Source organism: Pontibaca salina (genome assembly GCF_016307205.1).
In the GTDB taxonomy this organism is placed as follows: Bacteria; Pseudomonadota; Alphaproteobacteria; order Rhodobacterales; family Rhodobacteraceae; genus Pontibaca; species Pontibaca salina.
In genome coordinates this window covers 85,932-109,782 of record NZ_JAEIJD010000009.1, presented here as the reverse complement: position 1 = coordinate 109,782, position 23,851 = coordinate 85,932, and the positions used below count along the sequence as shown (strand labels likewise).

The following is a 23,851-nucleotide window of genomic DNA, read 5'->3' as shown; positions in this document are numbered from 1 at the left end:
TGGCGCGGTTGACGGGACTCGAACCCGCGACCCCCGGCGTGACAGGCCGGTACTCTAACCAACTGAGCTACAACCGCTCACTGTCCGTCCAGGCTGCCCCGGACGTTGGCTCCTATTATGTTGCTGCCTTCGCGTCGTCAAGCAGGCTTTCTGCATTTCGTCAGTTTTTGCACTGCCAAGACCAATTTTTCGTTTCCCTTCCGTCACATGGGCGCTCTGATCGATAGCCGAGTGCGGATTGGTCACCGCTGGGCGGAATATCGCTAAGATTGCCCGGCCAAACGCGTTCCCGGAAATAAATGCGGAACAGGTTTATTCGCTGGTCTCGACGATAACCAGTTCGCGCTCGGAGGCCCCACGGGCGTAGTTCAGCGCTTGCTGATATTCTTCCGAATGATAGCATTTTTCGGCGGTTTCAATATCGGGAAATCGTGCCACCACATTGCGTGGGCGCTCGCGCCCTTCTAGCTGCACAAATCGCGCGCCTCGCGCGATGAAAACCCCACCATGTGCCGCGATCGCCTCACTCGCCAAGGCAGCATATTTTCCATAAGCTTCTTCGTCGGTCACTGTGACATGCGATATCCAGAGTGCGCTCATCTCTCAACTCTCCAATATGGTCTGCGCCGCCGCGATGGCGGATTCGGCATTTGCAACATCACGCCCGCCGCCTTGCGCCATGTCCGCCCGGCCACCGCCGCCTTTACCGCCCAATTCGCCTACTGCCGCGCGCACCAGGTCAACCGCTGACAGGCGGTCGGTCAAATCCTGCGTCACGCCCGCTGCAACCGCAGCCTTGCCCCCGGCATCGGCAATCAGCAAGACAGCTCCGCTGCCCAGTCGGGCCTTGTGTTCATCGACCAAGGCAGGAAGATCCCGGCCGGTCACTCCGTTAACCACTTGTGCGATCAACTTGATCCCGTTGATTTCGCGGATCTCAGGCGCGGCTTTGCCGCCACCGGATAGCGCCAATTCACGGCGCAACTGCGCGATCTCGTTGGTCAGCGCGCGGCGCTCATTCATCAGGGCACGCACCCGTTCGGGCACGTCATCACCTTGAGTTTTCAATAATCTTGCCGCTTCTGCCAGCGCCTTACCTTGCGCCCCGAGATGCCGCAGCGCCTCGGTCCCGGTCAATGCCTCGATTCTGCGGACCCCGGCGCTTGAGGCGCTGTCGCCCAACAAAACGAACAGTCCGATATCTCCGGTCTGGCGCACATGGGTCCCGCCGCAGAGCTCGATGGAATAAGTGCGCCCGTCACTGCCCTTGCCGGACCCGTCTTGCCGGCCCATCGAAACGACGCGCACCTCGTCGCCGTATTTTTCGCCAAACAGAGCCTGCGCGCCCAAGTCTCTGGCATCATCCGGAGTCATGATCCGCGTCTCGACAGGGGCATTCTGGCGGATAAAAGCGTTAACATCCTCCTGAACCTGCGCCAGTTCCGCGTCGCTCAACGCGGCATTGTGGCTGAAATCGAACCGCAAACGGTCATTGGCATTCAGTGACCCCCGTTGCGATACGTGATCGCCCAGCCGCACCCGCAGCGCTTCATGCAGGAGATGGGTTGCCGAGTGGTTGGCCCTTATCGCGGTGCGTCGGGCGTGATCGACTTCCAATGTCGCCGCGGTGCCGCGCTGGATTTCGCCTTCGATTACCTCGGAGATGTGCACGAAAACCCCGGCAAATTGGCGGGTGTCCTTGACACGTGCCGCCCCGGTTTCAGTGCGAATTACGCCAGTGTCGCCCACCTGTCCGCCGGCTTCGGCATAGAACGGGGTCTGGTTGAAGGCGATTTGCACATTTTCGCCCCGCACCGCCGTATCTGTCTCGACCCCATCGCGTACCAAAGCAACCACCTGCGCTTCGGCGATTTCGGTGTCATGCCCCAGAAAATCCGTGGTTCCATGGGTTTCAGCCACATCGAACCATACGGTGGCATCCGCGGTTTCGCCGGAACCAACCCACGCCGCGCGCGCCTTGGCCTTTTGCTCGGCCATTGCCGCGTCGAAACCCGCGACGTCGACGCCGCGCCCCTGCTCGCGCAGAGCATCTTGGGTCAGGTCCAGCGGGAATCCGTAGGTGTCATAGAGTTTGAACGCTGCAGCACCGGGCAAATCCGCAGCTTGCGGCAGCGCTTTCAATTCGTCGTCAAGCAACTTCAGGCCGCGATCCAAGGTTTGCTTGAAACGGGTTTCCTCCAGTTTTAGCGTCTCTTCAATCAGAGGTTGCGCGCGTCCCAGTTCAGGATAAGCCGCGCCCATCTGCTGTACCAATGCTGGCACCAGCCGGTACATCACCGGATCGGTTGCGCCCAGAAGATGTGCGTGCCGCATGGCACGGCGCATGATCCGTCGCAAAACATAGCCGCGACCGTCATTCGACGGCATGACCCCATCCGCCAACAGGAAAGAGGTCGAGCGCAGATGATCGGCGATCACCCGGTGATGCATTCGGCCCGGCCCGTCGGGATCGGTGCTGGTGACATCCGCGCTGGTCTCGATCAGTGCGCGCATCAGATCGGTCGCGTAATTGTCATTGGTCCCTTGCAGCAATGCGGCGACGCGTTCGATGCCCATGCCGGTGTCAATAGACTGGTTGGGCAGGTCGCGGCGGGTTCCATCGGCGAACTGCTCATATTGCATGAAGACAAGGTTCCAGATTTCGACAAACCGGTCGCCGTCCTCGTCTGGGCTGCCCGGAGGGCCGCCCCAATACTGCTCTCCGTGGTCGAAAAAAATCTCGGAGCAGGGGCCACAGGGGCCCGTCGCGCCCATCGACCAAAAGTTGTCATCGGTGGCGATCCGCAGGATTCGATCATCGGGCAGACCGGCAACCTTTTTCCAGATCTCCGCCGCTTCGTCATCCGTATGATATACCGTGACCAGCAACCGATCCTTAGGAATGTCGAGCTCACGGGTTATCAAGTCCCACGCGAACGGAATTGCCTCGGCTTTGAAATAATCACCAAAGCTGAAATTACCCAGCATCTCGAAGAATGTGTGATGGCGCGCGGTGTAGCCGACATTGTCCAAATCGTTGTGCTTGCCACCTGCCCGCACGCATTTTTGCGCCGTCGCGGCCCGACTGTAATCGCGCTGTTCGACCCCGGTAAACAGGTTCTTGAACTGCACCATCCCGGAATTCGTGAACATCAGTGTAGGGTCGTTGCGCGGCACCAGCGGGCCGGATTCGACCATCTCGTGACCCTGCTTCTGAAAATAGTTCAGAAAGCTCGAGCGGATATCATTCAGCGTTGGCATTGGTTGAGGGCTTTCAAGTCTTGGTTTTGTGTCTTCCACATAGCTGTGGTGCCGCAGCCTGTCCACCGTCTCGCCTGGCTATTCCGACACCCGCCCGATGCAACCCCGCTAGGCGCCCCGAGAGTTTTTGGAGGCGGTCAGCTTCAAGTTGTCAGATGAAGCCGCACCGCCCTGTCACGCTTCAAGCCTGTCACGCCTCAAGAATATCATCCGAAGTGTCAGTGACGTCGGGCGCGAGGAAATCCAGACCATGCGCCGCGCGCACCTTCTCTTCGATCTCGATAGCAATCGCTGGATTGTCCCGCAGAAACTGTTTGGCATTCTCTCGCCCCTGCCCGATGCGTTCGTCGCCATAACTCATCCACGCACCGGCTTTTGCCACGACCCCGGCCTTGACCCCAAGATCCAGCAATTCCCCGGTTTTCGAAATACCTTCGCCAAACATGATGTCGAATTCCACCTGTTTGAAGGGCGGTGCGACCTTGTTCTTGACGACCTTGACGCGGGTCGCGTTCCCCACCACCTCGTCCCGGTCCTTGACCGAGCCGATACGGCGGATGTCCAACCGCACCGAAGAATAGAACTTCAGCGCATTGCCGCCAGATGTGGTTTCCGGGCTGCCGAACATAACGCCAATTTTCATCCGGATCTGGTTGATGAAGATCACCATGCAATTGGAACGACTGATCGAACCGGTCAGTTTGCGCATGGCCTGGCTCATTAGGCGGGCCTGAACACCAACGCTACTGTCACCCATGTCACCCTCAAGTTCGGACTTTGGAGTGAGCGCGGCGACAGAATCGACCACCACCATGTTTACGGCGCCCGAACGCACCAGCGTATCGGTGATCTCCAGTGCCTGCTCACCGGTATCCGGCTGGCTGATCAGCAACTCGTCAAGATCCACACCAAGCTTACGGGCATAGAGCGGATCGAGCGCGTGTTCCGCATCAACGAAGGCGCACACCCCTCCGAGCTTTTGCTGCTCGGCGATGCAATGCAAGGTCAGCGTGGTCTTGCCCGAGCTTTCCGGCCCGTAGATTTCGACAATGCGCCCCATGGGCAGCCCGCCGATCCCGAGCGCAATATCGAGGCCCAGCGACCCGGTCGAACTTGCCTCGACCTTTTGAATCGCGCCCTCATCGCCCAGCTTCATGACCGAGCCTTTTCCGAACTGCCGCTCGATCTGCGCCAGCGCGCTGTCCAAAGCTTTTTGCTTATCCGCGTTTTTCTTGGTGTTCATCGTCAAAAGATCCGCCATGTCCTGTCTACCCTTCTTAGTGACACACCCGCGCGCGGGTCACAATCGCTGCTTCGTTCACTTATCGTTCTTTATGGGGGTAAATGGAGAACATTTCAAATGATAATTTGTGAACCCTGACTCTTGACGAAAGGAGTTAAGAAGGGGTTTATGTTATCACCAGTGTTGGGGCACGCGGTAGAAGGCCATTGTATATGCTCGTTTTTTTTAAAGAAAAGCTGGTTTTTCTGGCTGTCCCCAAGACCGGAACCACGGCTTTTCAGACCGCGTTAGCGGACCGCGCCGATATCATCATACGCGATCCGCCCGAGCTGAAGCATGCGCCGCTTTATCGCTATAATCGGTTTTTCCGGCCGATGTTCGAAAGGGTATGCAACGCGGAAATGGAAACGCTTGCATTGATGCGCGAGCCAATCAGTTGGCTCGGAAGTTGGTATCGCTACCGACGCCGCCCATTCACGATCGGCAAGACCAATTCAACCCACGACATCAGTTTTGATGACTTCGTGCAAGCCTACCTCGCCCCCACGCAGCCCGGTTTCGCCAATATCGGCAGCCAGGCAAAGTTTCTGGAGCCGCAACACAACGGAACAGCCGTCACACATCTGTTCCGTTACGAACAGCCGGATCAGCTGAGAACTTTTCTAGAGGATCGGTTGGGTGTGAGCCTCAGGCTTGAGCGCGAGAACGTGTCACCACAATTAGACCTGACGCTATCGCCTGCCATCGAAGATAGGTATCGCCGCAAATATGACGCTGACTTCGCCCTTTACGATTCGATCTGATCTGGGAGCGCGTGCATGCAATGCATCTGTTGATGGACGGTTTCGCTCAATTGATCGAGCGAGAACGGCTTGGGCAGGAATACCGAATTTGGTACAGCAGGGTAGGTATCGCCGAACGCGCCTTCAGCATAGCCGGAAACGAATACCACCCGCACATTCGGCCGGGTTTCAAGCGCTTTGCGCACCCAGCTGGGTCCATCCATCACAGGCATAACCACATCGGTCACGAAGACGTCCACGACCAGGTTCGGCTCATCCAGCATACGCAAAGCTTCCTTGGCCGATTCGGCCTCAAATACGGTATACCCCCGCAAGCGCAACGCCCGTGACGCAAAGGCGCGCACCGGCGCTTCGTCCTCGACCAGAAGAACCACGCCCTCACCGGGTTTGGACAGGGTCGCCGGGGCGGGTACCGGCGGCGGCACGACCGGTTCTTCCGGGGCATCGTGAACCGGAAAATAGAGCGTGAACACGGTACCTTTGCCTTTTGAACTGTCCACAAAAATAAAGCCGCCAGTCTGCTTGACGATACCATAGGCCGTCGGCAGGCCAAGTCCGGTGCCTTCTCCCGTGCGCTTGGTCGTATAAAAGGGTTCGAAAATTTTTGGGAGCTTGTCGTAAGCGATACCCATGCCCTGATCGTGAACCTGAACAGTGACGTACTCCCCCGCCGGAACTGTGACCTGATCGCGCTGCAATGGCGTTTCAAGCTGTACATCCTGCGTTTCAATCCGGATATTGCCGCCCCCGGTCATGGCGTCGCGCGCGTTGACGACCAAATTCATCAAGACCTGCTCCAGCTGGCGCTTGTCGGCCCTGATTCTGCGCAAGACAGGCTCGTGATCTAGCGTCAGGGTCACATTCTCGCCCACCAGACGGTTCAAAAGATGCGTCAGGTCCGACAGCGTATCTCTCAGATCCAAAACCTCTGGTCTTAGTGTTTGCTTGCGAGAAAATGCCAATAGCTGGCTAACCAAAGCCGCCGCACGATTGGCGTTCTCATGGATCTGGACAAGATCCCCGTAGTCCTGATCGCGCTGGTCATGGCGCAGCAAGAGCAGATCACAATGACCAGAGATCGCTGTAAGCAAATTGTTGAAATCATGGGCCACCCCCCCGGCCAGCTGTCCAATCGCTTGCATTTTCTGGCTTTGCACGAATTGCGCTTCAAGGGTCTTCAATTCGGTGGCATCATTCAGAGCGGCGATAAGGCGCGGTTTACCACCCTCGGTGATCGGACTCAGCGTAACCTGAACGAATGCTTCGCGGTCTTTGCGGGTCAGCCGAAGGAACTCGGTATGATGCGTGGCCTGACCAGCAATGGCTTCCCGCAACCAGTCAGCGACCGGACGCCCAAGCCCCTGCATGATTTCTTCTAGCGTGGCGCCAGGTTCCAGATCCCGGCCGATCAGGCGTTGCGCCTGCTTGTTCGCCGCAAAGATCTCACCATCCGGTTCCACCTTGATCATGGCGACTGGCAGACAGTCCCAAAAACTATCGCAGTCTGAGATGTCGGGTCCGCCGAGGGGGATAAAGAACAATTCGCGCCCGCCATCAGCGCCCTCATGGTCTGCAACAATAACGTCAAGTGAACCACTGGCTGTGCTCAGCGTGTTGATTGCCCGCGCCTGCACCGGGAGAGACACAAATACGTCGCTCAGAGTCTTGACGGGCCTGCCGATAATTCGCCGGGCGCTTTGGTTTAGATGACGCACGACGCCCGTGGGACTGAGCGAGATCATGGCTATGGGCAAGGAATCTGGAGCGCGCGGTATGCCCGTGCTCTCGGGGGCAAGTTGCAGCTGCCAAAGATATCGCTGATCGCCAACAGATCGAACGGCCAGTTGCAAATGCCCCTGAGGCGTCGCCACATCTTTTCGCGCAGTGCCATCCCGCTCAGCGCGACATTGCAACCCATACAGCACCGCCGAAGCGTCAGCGAAAACCCCGCGCAGTGCGCCCCCAAGCGAGCCATTTGCGGTATCGCCGAACTGAGCATCGGCGGCTGCGTTGCTGACCCATATTCGCCCCTCTTCATCGGTCACGAAAGCGGGTGTCGTATCGTTTGCGATGAGATTCCTCAGCAGCCGCAACGCCTGGCGACGGCGGCGCCGAGAAAGCCCGGTTCCCGCGAGGATCAAAGCAACGACAAATCCCACTGTCAGACCTATCGCAGCCGCCCCGCGCGCGGCAGGTGCCGCTGGCAATAAAGTCAAAGCTGCCAGCACAACGAAAATCGCTGCTATGCCGACGCCCACGGCCAGGCGCAGCCAATAAAGCCTAACAGCCCGAAGACCGTCAGCGAAGCTGGCACGCAGTGTCAAAAAAGGCTCTATCACGTCAGGAATCATCGCATCAGACTTGCAATGCAGATGTTAAGCTCGATTTAACGCCGAATGCACGCAAAAGCTGTTCTAAGTATTAATCCAGTCGCTTAAGATGCGCGGTAAAAAAACCGTCGGTTCCGTCAAGCAGAGACCATGACCGTTTCGACTGAAGAACCCAGTTTCTAGTTTTTTCGGTGAAAACAGACACTTGCGCATCGTTCTCAACCTCCAATAGCGAACAGGTCATATAGGCCAAAACGCCATTCGGAGCGACAATGTCAGCCGCCTCGCACAATATCTGCGCTTGCGAATTGCGCAGCCGATCAAGCGTTTCCGGGGTAAGGCTCCACTTGCCATGCGGCGCTCGCCGCCATGTGCCGCTGCCCGAACAGGGCACATCGCAGAGCACCAGATCGAACGGCCCCGCCGGTTGCAGATCCCCGGACTTCAAGATTTTCACCTCGATCCCGGCCCGAGCCGCCCGTTTCGGAAGATCGCTCATGCGCGCCGGATCAGCATCATGTGCATAAAGTTCGATACCTGCCCGCGCGGCCATGGCGAGCGCCTTACCGCCGCCACCGGCGCAGAAATCCAGAACCCGCATCCCGTCGCGCAAAGGTAGCATCTGTACCGCCGCCTGACTGGCGGCGTCCTGTAATTCAACAACGCCATCGCGATAAGCCTGCGAGTTGCGGATACGCCGGGCGCCTTCTTTCACTTCAAGCGCGGTGTCGGCCGCCGCGTGCGGAACACAGGTGATACCCTCTTCGCGCAACAGCCCCTGCGCGGCGCTGCGAGTCATTTTCGCAGTATTGACACGCAAATGCACCGGCGCGCGTTGTTTCAGCACCTCGGCCACCGCTTCGGCATTGTCGCCGAGGGAGCCGCTGAAATCCCCCATCAGCCAATCCGGCAAATCCAGCGCTTCCGCCCCCGGTTTGGGGGGGTGCCCGCTGTCGCGTTCTGCGGGCGATAGTGGCGTCGGAGCATAGGTTGCTCCGCTGAACAGGGTATCAAGATCTTGCTCGGCCAAACGTGCCGCGCCCAGCATCAGACCACGCCCGGTCATCGCACCGCCGACCGCCGCGAAAGATCGCGTGTTGCGCAACGCATCGAACACATGATCGCGGACCGCCGCGCGGTCACCCGACCCCGCGTAACGACTGCGCCTTGCCCATCCGGTCAGCGCCTGTTCAGCGGGCTTTCCCGCCAGATATTCATCCAGAATCTCGATCGCGGCCTGCACACGCGCTGCGGGTGTCATAATCCTGAAACCACTTGAACGCCGGAGTGTAATTCTTTGTAAACTATCATCATTGCTGACCAAGCCAGATCAGGCTCGGCGGCGCCGCCCGCCAATACGCCCTGCCCGGCCACGCCCCTCATGTTCAGCCTTCATCGGCTGTTTGTTGAATTGGATCCACTGGCTTCCGTGAGCGTCATGGTTGGTTAAAAAATTAGCGGCCCGAATCGCTTCCATTTCGCTCCCCGGACGTTCTCGCATTGAGCCCATACCAAACAGCGTTACGAATGTCTCGTCATCCATATCTTCGGGCAGAAGTATCCCGGCCGCCGCAATCTCGGCCTTCTTCGCGGCAATCACGGATTGTTTTACCGGCAACGCGACCGGATTCATAATCGCACTGGTCATGCCGGCGGCTATCGCCATCGGCAGAAAGGCGTTGTTGATCCCGTGTCGGTTGGGCAGGCCGAAACTGATATTTGAGGCACCGCAGGTGGTGTTCACGCCCAGTTCCTCGCGCAGACGGCGCACCAATGCGATCACTTGTAACGCCGCCGTGCCCATGGCCCCGACCGGCATTACCAGCGGATCGACAACGATGTCATGGGGCGGAATCCCGAAATCCGCCGCACGCTCAACGATCTTTTTCGCCACAGCAAAGCGCACGTTTGGATCTTCAGAAATACCGCTATCGTCATTGCTTATTGCCACAACCGGAACGTTGTATTTCTTTACCAGCGGCAGGATTGTTTCGAGCCGCTCTTCCTCACCAGTAACGGAATTCAGCAAAGGTCGCCCCTGACAGGCCCGCAATCCGGCTTCAAGCGCGCCCGGCACCGAGGAATCGATGCACAGCGGTACATCGACCAGCCGTTGCACCAGCTCGACCAGCTTAACCATCAAAGGCGGTTCGGTCTCGTTCGGGTTCGGGTTTGAGTTATAGACGACACCCGCATTGACATCGAGCACACTGGCTCCGGCGGCGACCTGCGCCAATGCGTCCTGCTCCACGGTCGAGAATTCACCGGCCTCAAGCTCGGTCGCCAATTTCTTGCGCCCAGTGGGATTGATCCGTTCGCCAATCACGCAGAACGGCTGGTCAAAACCGATAACCACGGTTCTTGTTTGGCTTTCGACGATTGTACGAGTCATAACCATCCTTTCACGGAACCGCAGTGGGACGCGCCGAGCGGCCACCATGGGTACTTGCCCACCCGACACTCCCGGAAATTCCGCCAAGCGGAAAAAAGTGCAAACCGGCAATATTGCTGCTTGGATTGGCGGCTTTGTAAGCAGCGAGATCAGCCACCACTTCTGTTGGCTCGTAGGGAAGAACCAGTTTGGTGACGTCCTTCGCGCGCTTCTGCAAAACCTTGAGTGATGCACCGACACCGCAGGAAATTGCGTATCTGATCAATGTCTGCAATCGGGCAGGTCCGGCGATCCCGACGTGGACCGGCAACGTAATCCCGGCTTCCTGCAACGCTTCTGCCCAAGCGATCAGCGGCTCGGATTCGAAGATAAACTGTGTCACGATCGCCATCTCGGCATCGCTTTGTTTTGCGAATTCATGTTTCCACTCAAGAGCTTCAGAGACACCCTTAATGCCGCCGTCGGGGTCGATATCGCGGTTGCCCTCGGGGTGTCCTGCCACATGCAGCCGCGTAAACCCTGCCTTATCGAACAGCCCGGTTTGCAACAGCTGTATCGAGCTGTGAAAATCGCCAACCGGTTTCGCAACCCCGCCCGCCAGCACCAGCGCTTGCTCGACCCCGGCTTCACCCTGGTAGCGGGCGATCCAGTCGGCCAGGGTGGCATGGTCTGCGATGATCCGCGCCGGAAAATGCGGCATCACAGCGAACCCATCCGCCGCCAGACGGCTCGCGGTGTGAACCATGTCCTCGATTGGCGTGCCGTCGATATGGGCGATGTAAACCCGCGTGCCCTTCGGCAAAATCGCGCGGAAATCGTCAACCTTTTCCGCCGTACGCGGCATGACCTCGATTGAGAATCCCCGCATCAGCGCCTCGATCTCCGGATTAATCGGAAGCGTTTGCGGGTCACGCTGCTTGCGAAAATTGAACAAAGCCATCAGGTCTCCTGTCGGATTCGCGGACTTACGCCCAGCCATCATTGTCGATCAGCGCCTTGAGGCGGGCGCGATCATATTCCGCGTCAAGCCGCGCCACCTCTGCCGCGACAATTTCCTCGGGTGTGCCCTCCATCGCCTGCGGTGCGCCCTTGCGCCATTCCGCGAGATAGGCGTCGGTGTCGCGCGCCGCCCCTTTCATGGCGGCCCGGTCGATCGCCTGTTCGAAACGCTCGGGGAGAGGCCGCTTCGCGCCACCCCGTCCCTTGCCGACGATCACTTGCGCCGGGATGTCGCGCCAATAAACAATGGTAACATCGGGCATCTGCATCCTTCCTAAGCTCTCTCATAAGAGGTTGTAGCCCAACAATTTACCGGCACGCAGCCTGATTTCGACAGAACGGACCCCTCAAGCGACCCCGTAGGAACTTGGCCCGACCACATTTGGGCAAACAAGCCATCGCTCGCCCGGTTTCGCAACCCGGCGCCGGGAATCATAGTGGATCTCGTGTCAATGCCGCGCAATGTCTTGCGGTATTGCCTGTCAGCACCTATTCTAGAACTAACTTGAAATCGGAGGGCGTGTCGTATGACGCCCAGGCGTCCCAAAGGTGCGGGCGCATTCCCGAAAGCGGTCGAACGCCCCGCGCCAATACCGCCCGGTCCCGGCGAACTTTATGCTGCTTTGGATCTGGGCACGAACAGTTGCCGCATGCTGATTGCCCAGCCAAAGGGCAATGGCTTTCATGTGGTGGACAGCTTCTCCAAATCGGTCCAGCTTGGAGCCGGTCTGGAGCGCACCGGCTATTTGTCACGCGCTTCAATGGCGCGCACGGTTCATGCCATGCGAATCTGCCAGCAAAAGCTGCGGCGCAACAACGTTAAACGGATGCGCTTGGTTGCAACCGAAGCGTGTCGCCGCGCAGGCAACGGCGACGCCTTCATCCGGCAAGTCATGCGCGAGACCGGTTTGCGTCTCGATATTATTGGGCCCGAGGAAGAAGCCCGTTTGGCAGTTGTCTCCTGCGCGCCGCTGGTCAGCACGCGAACCGATCAGTTGCTCGTGGTCGATATTGGCGGCGGCTCGACCGAGTTGGTCTGGATTGACATCACATCGGTGCCCAACCGCGACCGGCCTCGGGCCATCATGCGCCTTCAGTCCGGTTTCAATCCGTCCTCAAGCCCGTTTCCGGCGGCGCGGGTGGTTGACTGGATCAGCGTCCCGCTGGGTGTCGCCACCTTGCGCGACCAGTTTATCGATGTCGAAGATGACGCGGCGCGCTATGCGCTCATGAGTTGGTATTTCGAAGAGAACCTCGCCTCTTTTGCGCCCTACAAGGACGAACAGGTGCGGGATGGCTTTCAGATTGTCGGCACCTCGGGTACCGTCACTACAGTGGCGGCCAGCCATCTCGGTCTGAGACGCTATGACCGCAACAAAGTGGACGGACTGCGGATGTCCGGCGATCAGATCGATAAGGTGATCCGGCGCTATCTTGAGCTTGGCCCGGCCGGACGGCGGCGCGACCCGCGCATCGGCGAGGACCGTCACGCGCTGATCATGTCCGGTGCTGCCATCCTGCAGGCGCTGCTGCGCTGCTGGCCCACCGACCGCTTGTCGGTTGCCGATCGCGGCTTGCGCGAGGGTCTGCTCTACGCCCAGATGAGTGCCGACGGCGTGCTTGAGGACGGTCCCTTTTGAAACCGCTAAAGCTGCGATATAATATCCGCCGCCGGAGGACATGTTGCACAGGATCCGGTAATCAGAACTCCGTCCTGTTTTTACGCTGTCGCGAAAACACCTCGGAGCAGTCTGCTACAGGCGCATGGGTGCAACGCCCCCTGTCAGCGCAAATTTAAGGAGAGAAGCGTGGCCAAGAATACGTCCGGGCGCGGACAGCGCGACCTTAGGGTCAAGGTGAAGTCCGCACGCGGACGCAAGGTCAGTTCGACCCGTTGGCTGGAACGGCAACTGAACGACCCCTATGTCAAGCGGGCCCGCGCCGAAGGGTACCGGGGCCGGGCCGCCTTTAAGATTCTCGATCTCGACGACCGCTTTCGTTTTCTCGTGCCGGGCGCGCGGGTGGTCGATCTCGGCTGCGCTCCGGGTGGTTGGCTGCAAGTGGCGGTGCCGCGTGTGAATGCGCTGGGCGAGAAGCCGAACAAGGCGGTGGGGCGGATCATTGGCATCGATCTGCAAGAGGTCGAACCGGTGCCGGGGGCTGAGGTGCACCAGCTCGATTTTCTTGATGAGGGCGCCGACGATCAGGTCCGCGCCTGGCTGGATGGCAAGGCCGATGTTGTGATGTCCGACATGGCGGCGGCCTCATCCGGTCACAAACAGACCGACCATCTGCGCATCATGGCCCTGTGCGAGGCGGCAGCCTATTTCGCCTTTGATGTGCTGGAAGAGAACGGCACTTTCGTGGCCAAGGTGCTTGCTGGCGGGGCCGAGAGCGAGCTGCAGAAGTTGCTGAAACAGAAATTTACCCGCGTGGTGAATGTCAAACCGCCTTCATCGCGGGCCGATAGCTCCGAGAAATTCGTTGTGGCCACCGGATATCGCGGCTGAGCTGACGATCCTACGGCGATAGCATCATTGATTATCCGGATCGGCACAGCCTCCTCGCGATACTTCGCGGAAACGGCAAGCAGCGAGAACCGTGCCGGACGTCTATCAATGCCGGTTCTTACATACCTCGCAGCACCCGAAAGCAGGCAGCTTTGGCTGTTTCGCATCTGTCAGCGGTTGCACAAAGATCGACAAGGATGCAACATCGCCGTTCCCGTATCCGTCCGGCGTGGTTATAAAACTCAGGAAGAGGGTCGTTGATGCCTGTGCTGCCGCCTGTCACTGAAACCGGCACCCGACACCGGAGCTTCCCGCAATGAGCCGATATACCGAAAAGCCCGCCCCCCACGCGGCGGTGCGCGCGGTGCGCGACGGTCTGTTGATCGGATCGTTGGCAATCTGCCTGCTATATTTTGGCGCCGGGTTCCTCATTCCTCTTGTACTCGCGTTTTTGCTCTATGTGCTCATCATTGCCGTGACCAACCGGGTCGCGGCCCTTCCGGTTGTGGGGCCGCGCTTGCCGGATTGGCTGACACTGACGCTCGGGGTCGTGTTGGTGATGTCGGGCGTATTCACGGTGATGTATGTGCTGGCCGACCAAGCCACGCGGTTTCTAGTGACCCTTCCCAGTTACGAAGACCGGCTTGACGATGTGTCGGCCCGTGTTGCCAATCTGATCGGCAGCGAATTTGCCGATGTGATCCGCAAACAGGTTGTCGGGCTGGATCTCTCCTTTATCGCCTATAGTGCCTTTGGTGGGGCGCGCTCCTTTCTCAGCACGTTTCTACTGATCAGCCTCTATGTCGCCTTCATGATCGCCGAACGCGGCGCCATCGCCCGCAAGATCGAACTGGCCACCACCGATCCGGATCTGGGTCGCGAATTGCGGCGGATCATGTCGGACATCTCGGTCAGTGTGCAGCGCTATGTCGGGGTCAAGACCTTCATCAGCCTGCTGACCAGCGGTTTTTGCTATATCGTTTATCGCGCGCTCAATCTGGAATTTGCCGAAACCTGGGCGGTGCTGACCTTCGCGCTGAACTTTATCCCTTCAATCGGATCAATCATCGCGGTGCTTTTGCCCGCGATTGCCGCTTTGCTGCAATTCGACACCATCGGGCCGTTTCTGGTGGTTCTACTGGGCACCGGTATCGTGCAATTCACGATCGGCAACTTTCTCGATCCGGCTCTGACCGGACGCAGCCTGAACCTCTCGACCCTGATGGTGATCCTTGCACTGACGTTCTGGGCTGGTGTCTGGGGCATCATTGGCGCTTTTCTCAGCGTGCCATTGACCGTCTGCCTGGTGATCGTGCTGTCCAATATCCGCGCGACGCGTCCAATTGCCATCCTGATGTCCAAAGATGGAACATTGATGAGCAGGAAAGACGGGGCAAGCACTTCCGACAGACACTACACCCGGCAGAGATGATCCGCTATACCTCTGTTTTTGCGCGCATTCGTCGGGGAAACGCGGTTTCAACCAAGCCCGTCGCCCTTTAGAGTGCGGTCCAATGTCAACCAGTCCGGGACGGTGCCGCCATGTGGGTGATCCTGAGCAGCCTTTTCGTCGCCCTACTCTATATCACGGCAGCCCTGTTTTCTTGGCGCGCCGCCGCCACCGCGCGGACCCCGCAGGGCTCCGTGGCATGGGTGGTATTCCTGCTGGCCTTGCCTTTTTTTGCGGTGCCTCTTTATCTGTATTTTGGCGACCATCGCTTTCACGGTTACCGGGTGGCGCGGCGCGAATCTAAGCAGGTCATTGCTGCGATCCGTGAGCATGCGGCTGAATATGCGCCGTTGCCTGACAGCAGCCCGGTCAATTTCGCACCGTTCGAGTATTGCGCCCATCTTAAAGTTCTGCGCGGCAGCGATGCGCGCCTGCTGGTTGATGGCTCGGAAACCTTTGACGCGATTTTTGCCGCCATCGACGCGGCGCAGTCCTATATTCTGGTGCAATTCTATATCGTGCGTAACGACGGTTTGGGCCGCGCATTGCAAGACCGGCTCAGGGCAGCAGCGCAGCGTGGCGTGCGGGTACGGGTTCTGATTGATTCGGTCGGCAGTATCCGCCTGCCCGAAAGCTGGTGCGAAACTCTACGCCGGGAAGGCGTCGAAGTGATCGATCGTGATGCCACACGCGGCCCGCGCTTTCGCTTCCAGATCAATTTCCGCAACCACCGCAAGACCGTTATCGTTGACGGAAAGACCGGCTTTACCGGCGGGCTGAATGTCGGCGACGAATATCTGGGCAAGAATAAAACCTTCGGCCGCTGGCGCGATACCTTTGTTGAACTTAACGGATTGGTCGTGCCGCAACTGCAATTGATCTTTGCCGAGGACTGGCATTGGGCCACCGGTGAAACTCTGGCCGATGACCTGAGTTGGACCACTCCCACCGCTGCGCGTGACGCCAATGGGCTGATAGTGGCCACCGGCCCCGGCGATCTGAGCGAAACCGGCAGCCTGTTGTACTTCTCGGCGATCACGGCGGCAAAAAAACGGCTGTGGATCGCGACGCCCTATTACGTCCCCGATCTGGATATCGTCACGGCGCTGCATCATGCCGCCCTGCGCGGTGTTGATGTGCGCATTCTGGTCCCCGATATCATCGACCATCGCATTCCTTGGCTGGCGGCATTCGCCTATTTCGACGAGTTGCGCGCTGCAGGGGTACGGGTTTACCGCTATACCGACGGCTTCATGCACCAAAAGGCATTTGTCGTAGACGACACAATTGCGTCGGTCGGCACGATGAATCTCGACAACCGGTCTTTCCGTCTGAACTTTGAAACCATGGCGGTGTTTTTCGATCAGAAGTTCGCGCACGATGTGGCTGCGATGCTGGAACGCGACTTCGCCGATAGTTACGAACTGACCCTGAAACTGGGCGAACAGCCTGCGCTAACCCGCTATGGGGCGCCGCTGGCCCGGCTGCTATCGCCGCTTTTGTGAGGATCGCCGATACATCGATCTTAGATACGCAGAACCCACCCTCGCAGCCTGCACTGCGAAGACCAGACAGGGCGACGGCTTTCGCCTGATGCTTTAGCAATGTAACACCGTGACACCCGGTGGCTACAGGATCAGGTGCCATGCTTCTTGAAATCCAGTCTCTGACCAAGCGTTATCCCGGCAGCGACAGTGCCCGCCCGGTTCTGCGTGACCTGTCGCTGAGCCTTGCCGCCGGGGAGACACTGGCCCTGACCGGAGAAAGCGGTAGCGGCAAAAGCACCTTGCTGCATCTGGTCGGTGCGCTCGACCGGTTTGACGCGGGCGAGATCTGGCTGGATGGCCATGCTCTATCGGCGCTGGGTGACGGCGCGCGCGCGGCATTGCGGCGGGATGTCGTGGCGCTGGTTTTCCAGCAGTTCAATCTGATCCCATCGCTGACCGTGGCACAGAACCTGTCATTTCACGCCCGTCTGGCGGGCCGTGAGGATCGCGAATGGCTCGACCAACTGACCGAACGGCTGGGGTTGGGCGATTTCGCGACGCGCTATCCCGAGCAGCTTTCGGGTGGCCAACAGCAGCGTGTCGCCATCGGGCGGGCTTTGGCAATGCGCCCGCGTCTTTTGCTGGCGGATGAGCCGACCGGCAATCTCGACGAAACCACGAGCGACGCGGTGATGGCCCTGATGTTGGATCTGGTGGCCGAAAGCGGCGCGGCGCTGTTTCTGGTTACCCATTCCGAACGTATCGCCGCGCTGGCCGGGCGGCGCGCGCATCTCTCGAACGGGTGTATCACATGACCCGCGTGGCGCTGGCGGCATTGCTGTCGCATTGGCGGCGCCAGCCCTTGCAGCTTTTGACACTGCTGATCGGTCTGGCGTTGGCCACGGGACTGTGGTCGGCGGTGCAGGCAATCAACGCCGAAGCGCGGGCCAGCTATGCGCAGGCTGCCGCGCAATTGGGGCGCAGCGATCACGCCCTCTTGTCGGCCCCCTCCGGCTGGATCGCGCGCAAGGATTACGTTGCGCTGCGCCGCGCCGGCTGGAAACTTTCACCGGTGCTGGAAGGCCGCGCGCGGTTGGGCGAGATCGCCGCCACCGTCGTGGGCGTCGATTTCCTGTCCTACCCGAAGCCCCCCGAGGCTGACGCCGGTGCGCCCGAGGTCACGCCCGAACGGATCTTTCTTGCGCCGGGTCTGCTATTCGCGCCGCCGGAACTGGCGGTGCAATTGGCGGCCCAGCCAGATCTGCCGCCAGTGGTGGCGACCGCTGACCTGCCCCCCGGGGTCGTCATGACCGAGATTTCTCTCGCCCAGTACCTGCTGGACCGTGCCGGCCAAATCGACCGATTACTGGTGTTGGACGCGCAGCCAATCAACCTGCGCCCGCTCGCCGAGCTTGCCCCCGATCTGGTCCTGACACCGCCGGAACGGGGCACCGAGACAGCGCGGCTGACCGACAGTTTCCACCTCAACCTCACCGCCTTTGGCCTGCTCTCCTTCGCGGTCGGGCTGTTCATCGTACATGGCACGATCGGGCTGGCCTTTCAGCAGCGCCGGGCGATGTTCCGCACGATGCGGGCGCTGGGAATTTCGCTACGCCATCTGACATGGCTGCTGATCGCGGAATTGGGGCTTCTGGCGCTGGTCGCGGGCCTGCTGGGGCTGGTGCTGGGCTATCTGGTGGCCGCCGCATTGCTGCCCGACGTCGCCGCCACCCTGCGCGGGCTTTACGGCGCGCCGGTCAGCGGCGGGCTGACCCTGCGCCCGCTCTGGGCGCTGAGCGGTCTTGGGATCGCATTGATTGGCGCTGCCATTGCCGGGGCACAAGGCGTCTGGCGGCTGCACGCCATGCCGCTACTGGCCAGCGCCGAACAGCGCGCCTGGGCCGGGGTGGCGGTACGGCGCGCGCGGTTTCAGGCACTGGCCGGTCTGGCGCTGCTGGCTGCCGGGGGCGCGGCAATCTGGCTGTTTGATGGGCTGGTCGCCGGTTTCGCATTGCTGGCCGGGCTGATGCTGGGGGCGGCGCTGCTCCTGCCGGCCCTGCTGGACCTCGTGCTTGCGCTGATCCAACGCCGCACCCGCGCACCTGTGGCGCAGTGGATCTGGGCCGACATGCGCGCGCAGCTTCCCGGCCTGTCGCTGGCGCTGATGGCGCTGCTTCTGGCGCTCGCGACCAATATCGGCGTTGGCACCATGGTTTCCAGTTTTCGCCTGACCTTTACCGGTTGGCTGGATCAGCGCCTTGCCGCAGAGCTTTACGTCACCGCACGCACCGATGAGCAGGGGGCCGCATTGCACCGCTGGCTTGAGCAACGCGTTGATGCGGTGCTGCCGGTGCGCAGCGTCGATGCCTTGATCGCCGGACAGTACGGCGAGGTGGTCGGGATGCGAGCCCACGAGACCTATCGCCGGAACTGGCCGCTGATCGCCGCCGCGCCACAGGTCTGGGAGCGACTGGATGCAAGCGGTGGGGTGCTAGTTAATGAGCAACTGGCAAGGCGCGAGAACCTCTGGCCGGGCGCACAGGTCACCATCGGCACCGATTGGCACCCCGAGGTGATCGGCGTCTATTCCGATTACGGCAATCCGGTGGGGCAGATCATTGTCAGCCTCGACACCTTGCTGGCGCGGTTTGACGGCGTGCCCTATCGGCAGTTTGGGGTGCGGATTGCACCTGACCGCGTGCCCGCGCTGGTTACCGAGATCCGCGCCCAATTTGACCTGCCGGCCAGCGCGGTGGTCGATCAGGCCGAGATCAAGGCGCGGTCGCTGGCCGTGTTCGAAAAAACATTCCTTGTGACCGGCGCGCTTAACGTGCTGACCCTCGGTGTTGCCGCCTTTGCGATCCTGACCAGCCTTCTGACGCTTTGGGGGATGCGCCTGCCGCAGCTTGCGCCGGTCTGGGCCTTGGGGCTGACGCGGGCGCGGCTGGCACGGCTGGAACTGTTGCGCAGCGTGGTGTTGGCCGGGCTGACCGCGCTGGCGGCGCTGCCCTTGGGGCTGCTGCTGGCCTGGGTGCTGCTGGCGGTGATCAACGTCAAGGCCTTCGGCTGGCGCCTACCGATCTATCTGTTTTCGGGAGACTGGCTGCTGCTGTTGGCGCTGGCGCTGCTGGCAGGCGCACTGGCGGCCGCCCTGCCCGCCCACCGGCTGCGACGCACGCCGCCCGCCGATCTGCTGAAGGTGTTCGCCAATGAACGTTAGATGGCCCGTCCTTGTACTCTGTTTGCTGGCAGGCAGCGCCCATGCGCAAGGCTTTGCCGGTCTGGGCACCACCGCCGATGGTTTTGCGATACCGCAGCGCGGCACTGCGCTGTCCTTTCCCCGCGATCATGGCCCGCATCCCAAATACCGCATCGAATGGTGGTATCTGACCGCCACACTGCAAGGCGAAGACGGGCGCGATTATGGTATCCAGTGGACGCTGTTTCGCTCGTCGCTCGCGCCTCGTGATGGTCAAGGCTGGGAGACGCCGCAGCTTTGGATGGCGCACGCGGCGCTGACCACGCCCGACGCCCATTATCTCGACGAAAGGCTGGCGCGCGGGGGGATCGGTCAGGCCGGTGTCAGCATCGCGCCCTTCCATGCTTATATCGACAATTGGGAGATGCAGGGCCACGAAGGCTCCGGCATTTCCGATCTGACGCTCAGCGCCAGCGGCCCCGAATTCGCCTATGATCTGACACTGAAAGCGGCCGGGCCGCTGGTGCTGCATGGCGATGGCGGATATTCGGTAAAATCCGCCGCCGGACAGGCCAGCTATTATTACTCGCAGCCCCATTATGAGGGGCGCGGTACCATAACCCTGCCTGAGGGCGAGATCGCGGTAAGCGGTCTGGGCTGGCTGGATCGCGAATGGTCCAGCCAGCCGCTTGCCAGCGACCAGACCGGCTGGGACTGGTTTTCGCTGTCCTTTGACAGCGGCGCGCGGATGATGGGTTTTCGCCTGCGCGATGATATGTCGGGTTATACTTCGGCCACATGGATTGCACCCGACGGCAACACCAGCGCCCTGCCCGATGGCGCATTAAAACTGACACCGCTTGCCGCCAGTTCGGTCGCGGGGCGCGAGGTCCCGACCCGTTGGCGCGTCGAGCTTCCCGCGCGCGATCTAGACGTCACGGTCAGCGCGCTGAATCCGCAATCATGGATGGACACGTCATTCCCCTATTGGGAGGGCCCGGTCACCGTCAGCGGCAGCCATATGGGGCGCGGTTATCTGGAGATGACCGGTTATTGACGCACCACGAAGACCGAGCAGTCGGAATGACGGACCACACGCGCCGAGTTCGGCCCCAGCAGGTAATCCTTGAAATCGGGCTTATGTGCACCAATCACGATCAGGTCGGTGCCAGCCTTGCGGGCGGTTTTCAGGATCGCCTCATAGGCACGCCCGCTGGCAACGATATGCCGGACCGAGGCGTCACGCTCCTTGCTCAAGATAGCGGCCGTCAGGTCACGTAAGGCCTGCGTTGCTTTTCGCATAGCTTCGTCATGATGTGTCGGGCTGAAAAAACCCGACACCATGCCTTCGCCATAATCGGGCAAGACGGTGATGACATCAAGCTGCGCGCCATCCAGATCGGCCAGACGTACCGCCTGCCGCAGAACCGGCGTATCGCCATCACCTTCGCTGATATCAACAGCACAGAGAACGGATTTTATCATACAGGTACCTCTTTGACTTCTGGTGCGCGCGGGGCGCGGCGGCGTTGCAACAGCGCAATCAATCCGAGCAAGATCAGCGCCGGAATATAGATCAACTCCTTGGGCAGTTGCTCAGTGGGGCGTTTGACCGCCGAGATCCGAACCGGCTCGTCGCCATAGAAATCGAATTTGTCGAGTTTTGAGGCCAGAGCAGTGCCAAACATCGGTTCGTCCAGCACGACGATCCCATCTTCGACCATGATCGTCAGTCCTTGCGCCTCAAGCCGTTCTGCCCCTGTCGCCTCAGGGCCGATTTCGATAGGCAGGCTCAAAGTGGTCTCCTTGGATGTGTTGTAATCGGGTCCGGCCACGACAAATCGCCACTCGCTGCCCTCACGCGCGCTGTCCATCGCTGTGACAATCTGCGCCGGCTCAACCTGCTCGAACGGGGCATCAATGTAATCCATGAAAAAGCCCGGACGGAACAGAGCAAAGGCGATCAGGATCAGCGCGATGCTTTCATAAATGCGGCTTTTGGTGAGAAACCAGCCCATCGTACCGGCGGTAAAAATCAGGATCGCGCCGGTTGCGACAATCGCCACCATGATGCCCTGCACCCAGCTCACATCCAGCAGCAACAGATCCGTGTTGAAGATGAACATGAACGGCAACACCACCGTGCGCAGACTGTAAAAGAACGCGATGAACCCGGTCCGGATTGCATCACCGCCCGAGACTGCTGCGGCGGCAAAACTGGCCAAGCCAACGGGCGGCGTTACATCCGCCATGATGCCGAAATAAAACACGAACATATGCACCGCGATCAGTGGCACGATCAGCCCCGATTGCGCGCCCAGTTCCACGACGACCGCCACCATCAACGACGACACCACGATATAGTTCGCCGTGGTCGGCAGCCCCATGCCCAGCACCAAACTGAGCAGAGCGACCATGATCAGCATCAGGATCAGGTTCCCGCCCGACATGAACTCGACCAGATTGGCCATCACCTGCCCCACGCCGGTCAGGGTCACCGTGCCCACGATCACGCCTGCGGTCGCGGTGGCCAGTGCGATGCCGATCATGTTGCGCGCGCCATCGACCAAACCTTGCCAAAGATCGATCAGCCCGGCGGCAAAGGCATTCATCGTATCATTATTCCCGCGCATGATCGATTTAATTGGACGCTGCGTCAGCAGGATCACAAAAAGCAGCATCGACGCCCAGAAAGCCGACAGGCCCGGTGACTTCTGTTCGATCATCAGGAAATAGACCAGCACGACAATGGGCAGCAGATAATACAAGCCCGCCTTGTAGATCTCGCTGATTACCGGCAGTTCGACCACGTCCGAATTGGGATCGTCCGGAACCAGATCATCGGTGCGCGACGCCAGCCACAGCAGTGCCAGATAGGTCAGCATCACAAGCGCAGACAGAACCCAACCCGAGGCGCCGGGGAACAGCGCCATGATCCAGCGCACGGGATACTGAACCCCATAGCAGAGCAGCGCGAACCCCGCGAAAAACGCCGCCATTCCGCCAATCGTCCGGCCCATGGACACCACGCGATCACCGATCGTGGGCATGTTGCGTTTCACCGCTTCCAGATGAACGATATAGACCAAGGCGATATAGGAGATCACCGCCGGCAGCGCAGCGTGGGTGATCACCTCGACATAGGAAATGCCGACATATTCCACCATCAGGAACGCCGCCGCGCCCATCACCGGCGGCATGATCTGGCCATTGACCGAGCTGGCGACCTCGACCGCGCCGGCCTGTTCGCTGCTGAAGCCGACCCGCTTCATCAGCGGGATGGTAAAGGTGCCGGTGGTGACCACATTGGCGATCGAGGAGCCCGAGATCAGACCCGTGGCTGCCGACCCGACAACCGCCGCCTTGGCCGGTCCGCCGCGCAGGTGTCCCAGCGCGCCGAAGGCCATCTTGATAAAGTAATTTCCCGCCCCGGCCTTATCGAGCAACGCACCAAACAGCACGAACAGGAACACGAATTTGGTCGAAACTCCGAGCGCGATACCGAACACGCCCTCGGACGTGATCCACATATGGCTCATTGCCTTCCTCAGGCTGGCGCCCTTCCAGCGGATCACTTCGGGCACCAGATCGGAACTGCCAAAAAATACATAGAGCAAAAAGATCGTGGCAATGATCGCCATGGCCGGCCCCAAGGCGCGGCGTGCACCCTCAAACAGCAGGATCAACCCGACCAGTGCGACCCATTTGTCGGTGTCATCCGCCAAGCCACCCGAGGCGACGATCTTGGTATAAAAGAAATAGCCGTACAGCGCGATGGCCGCGCCCAAAAAGGCCATGATCCAGTCCTGGATCGGGATGTAATGACGCGGGCTGGATCTCAGCGCCGGATAGGCCGCAAAGGCCAGAAAAATGGCAAAAGCCAGATGAAGCTGGCGGGAGTTGTTGATCACGCTGCCGGGCAAGATCAGATTGGAAACAGGCGACGCCAAAACAACCTGAAACAGCGACCAGATCACCGCAACCACGGCCAGAAACAGGCCCACACCGCCAGATGGACTGCGCCCGCCGGAATCGGTTGCGGCAACGAGTTCCTGCAACTCCTGCTCGGAAAGCGGCTTTCTGCCTTCAGCATTGGATGCCATTGGCTTGTCTCCCTGTTCTGTCCGCTATTGGCGCGGTTTTATTCAGAGTATTCCGACTTTTCCGTCCTCACAAT

Annotated in this window: 18 protein-coding genes and 1 tRNA gene; 8 read left to right on the top strand and 11 right to left on the bottom strand. The window is 60.0% G+C overall.

Going from position 1 to position 23,851, the window contains the following annotated elements; all coding sequences use genetic code 11:
* From JAO82_RS11425 to recA, 4 genes are all read right to left on the bottom strand, one after another.
* A tRNA-Asp gene (locus tag JAO82_RS11425) sits at window positions 1-77 on the bottom strand.
* Window positions 78-312: 235 nt separating this feature from the next.
* Window positions 313-600 (bottom strand): DUF1330 domain-containing protein, encoded by a 288-nt coding sequence (locus JAO82_RS11420; protein WP_198686512.1) that lies wholly within the window; start codon window positions 598-600, stop codon window positions 313-315.
* Window positions 601-603: 3 nt separating this feature from the next.
* The gene (alaS, locus tag JAO82_RS11415) at window positions 604-3,261 is read right to left on the bottom strand and encodes an alanine--tRNA ligase (RefSeq protein ID WP_198686511.1); all 2,658 of its coding nucleotides are present in this window, start codon (window positions 3,259-3,261) and stop codon (window positions 604-606) included.
* Between the two features lie 190 nt (window positions 3,262-3,451).
* Window positions 3,452-4,522, bottom strand: coding sequence for a recombinase RecA (recA, locus tag JAO82_RS11410; protein WP_198686510.1), 1,071 nt, complete (start codon window positions 4,520-4,522; stop codon window positions 3,452-3,454).
* Window positions 4,523-4,716: 194 nt separating this feature from the next.
* On the opposite strand from recA, the gene JAO82_RS11405 reads away from it, so the two are divergent.
* Window positions 4,717-5,307, top strand: a complete 591-nt coding sequence (locus tag JAO82_RS11405; RefSeq protein WP_198686509.1) for a sulfotransferase family 2 domain-containing protein — start codon at window positions 4,717-4,719, stop codon at window positions 5,305-5,307.
* Here JAO82_RS11405 and JAO82_RS11400 read toward each other — a convergent pair.
* The 5 genes from JAO82_RS11400 to JAO82_RS11380 form a co-directional block, all read right to left on the bottom strand.
* Entirely contained in the window at window positions 5,292-7,658 is a 2,367-nt protein-coding gene (locus JAO82_RS11400; RefSeq protein WP_198686508.1) for an ATP-binding response regulator, read from the bottom strand. The two genes, JAO82_RS11405 and JAO82_RS11400, sit on opposite strands and share 16 nt — an antisense overlap.
* Window positions 7,659-7,728: 70 nt before the next feature.
* On the bottom strand, window positions 7,729-8,898 hold the full coding sequence (locus JAO82_RS11395; RefSeq protein ID WP_198686507.1) for an RsmB/NOP family class I SAM-dependent RNA methyltransferase: 1,170 nt from the start codon (window positions 8,896-8,898) through the stop codon (window positions 7,729-7,731).
* A 69-nt stretch (window positions 8,899-8,967) separates the two neighbouring features.
* Window positions 8,968-10,029 carry a methyltetrahydrofolate cobalamin methyltransferase gene (locus JAO82_RS11390; protein WP_198686506.1) on the bottom strand — a complete coding sequence of 354 codons (1,062 nt, stop codon included), beginning with the start codon at window positions 10,027-10,029 and terminating at the stop codon, window positions 8,968-8,970.
* Window positions 10,030-10,039: 10 nt separating this feature from the next.
* On the bottom strand, window positions 10,040-10,969 hold the full coding sequence (locus JAO82_RS11385; RefSeq protein WP_198686505.1) for a methylenetetrahydrofolate reductase: 930 nt from the start codon (window positions 10,967-10,969) through the stop codon (window positions 10,040-10,042).
* Between the two features lie 25 nt (window positions 10,970-10,994).
* On the bottom strand, window positions 10,995-11,291 hold the full coding sequence (locus JAO82_RS11380; protein WP_198686504.1) for a virulence factor: 297 nt from the start codon (window positions 11,289-11,291) through the stop codon (window positions 10,995-10,997).
* Between the two features lie 264 nt (window positions 11,292-11,555).
* Here JAO82_RS11380 and JAO82_RS11375 point away from each other — a divergent pair, with 264 nt between their 5' ends.
* The 7 genes from JAO82_RS11375 (at window position 11,556) to JAO82_RS11345 (ending at window position 20,731) form a co-directional block, all read left to right on the top strand.
* The gene (locus tag JAO82_RS11375) at window positions 11,556-12,668 is read left to right on the top strand and encodes a Ppx/GppA phosphatase family protein (protein ID WP_198686503.1); all 1,113 of its coding nucleotides are present in this window, start codon (window positions 11,556-11,558) and stop codon (window positions 12,666-12,668) included.
* A gap of 168 nt (window positions 12,669-12,836) precedes the next feature.
* The gene (locus tag JAO82_RS11370; protein ID WP_198686502.1) at window positions 12,837-13,538 is read left to right on the top strand and encodes an RlmE family RNA methyltransferase; all 702 of its coding nucleotides are present in this window, start codon (window positions 12,837-12,839) and stop codon (window positions 13,536-13,538) included.
* A gap of 316 nt (window positions 13,539-13,854) precedes the next feature.
* Window positions 13,855-14,970: an AI-2E family transporter gene (locus tag JAO82_RS11365; RefSeq protein ID WP_198686501.1), complete on the top strand. Its 1,116-nt coding sequence runs from the start codon at window positions 13,855-13,857 to the stop codon at window positions 14,968-14,970.
* A gap of 110 nt (window positions 14,971-15,080) precedes the next feature.
* Window positions 15,081-16,493 carry a cardiolipin synthase gene (cls, locus tag JAO82_RS11360; protein WP_198686500.1) on the top strand — a complete coding sequence of 471 codons (1,413 nt, stop codon included), beginning with the start codon at window positions 15,081-15,083 and terminating at the stop codon, window positions 16,491-16,493.
* A gap of 140 nt (window positions 16,494-16,633) precedes the next feature.
* Complete coding sequence (locus tag JAO82_RS11355) at window positions 16,634-17,290, top strand: ABC transporter ATP-binding protein (RefSeq protein WP_198686499.1); 657 nt, start codon at window positions 16,634-16,636, stop codon at window positions 17,288-17,290.
* Window positions 17,287-19,695, top strand: a complete 2,409-nt coding sequence (locus JAO82_RS11350; protein ID WP_198686498.1) for an FtsX-like permease family protein — start codon at window positions 17,287-17,289, stop codon at window positions 19,693-19,695. The genes JAO82_RS11355 and JAO82_RS11350 overlap by 4 nt, the downstream gene beginning before the upstream one ends.
* Entirely contained in the window at window positions 19,685-20,731 is a 1,047-nt protein-coding gene (locus JAO82_RS11345) for a lipocalin-like domain-containing protein (protein ID WP_198686497.1), read from the top strand. Before JAO82_RS11350 ends, JAO82_RS11345 begins: the two co-directional genes overlap by 11 nt.
* On the opposite strand, the gene JAO82_RS11340 is transcribed toward JAO82_RS11345, so the two are convergent.
* Both JAO82_RS11340 and JAO82_RS11335 read right to left on the bottom strand, forming a co-directional pair.
* On the bottom strand, window positions 20,725-21,159 hold the full coding sequence (locus JAO82_RS11340) for a universal stress protein (protein ID WP_198686496.1): 435 nt from the start codon (window positions 21,157-21,159) through the stop codon (window positions 20,725-20,727). The genes JAO82_RS11345 and JAO82_RS11340 overlap by 7 nt on opposite strands.
* Window positions 21,156-23,777: a TRAP transporter permease gene (locus JAO82_RS11335; RefSeq protein WP_198686495.1), complete on the bottom strand. Its 2,622-nt coding sequence runs from the start codon at window positions 23,775-23,777 to the stop codon at window positions 21,156-21,158. Before JAO82_RS11335 ends, JAO82_RS11340 begins: the two co-directional genes overlap by 4 nt.
* Window positions 23,778-23,851: the final 74 nt, after the last annotated feature.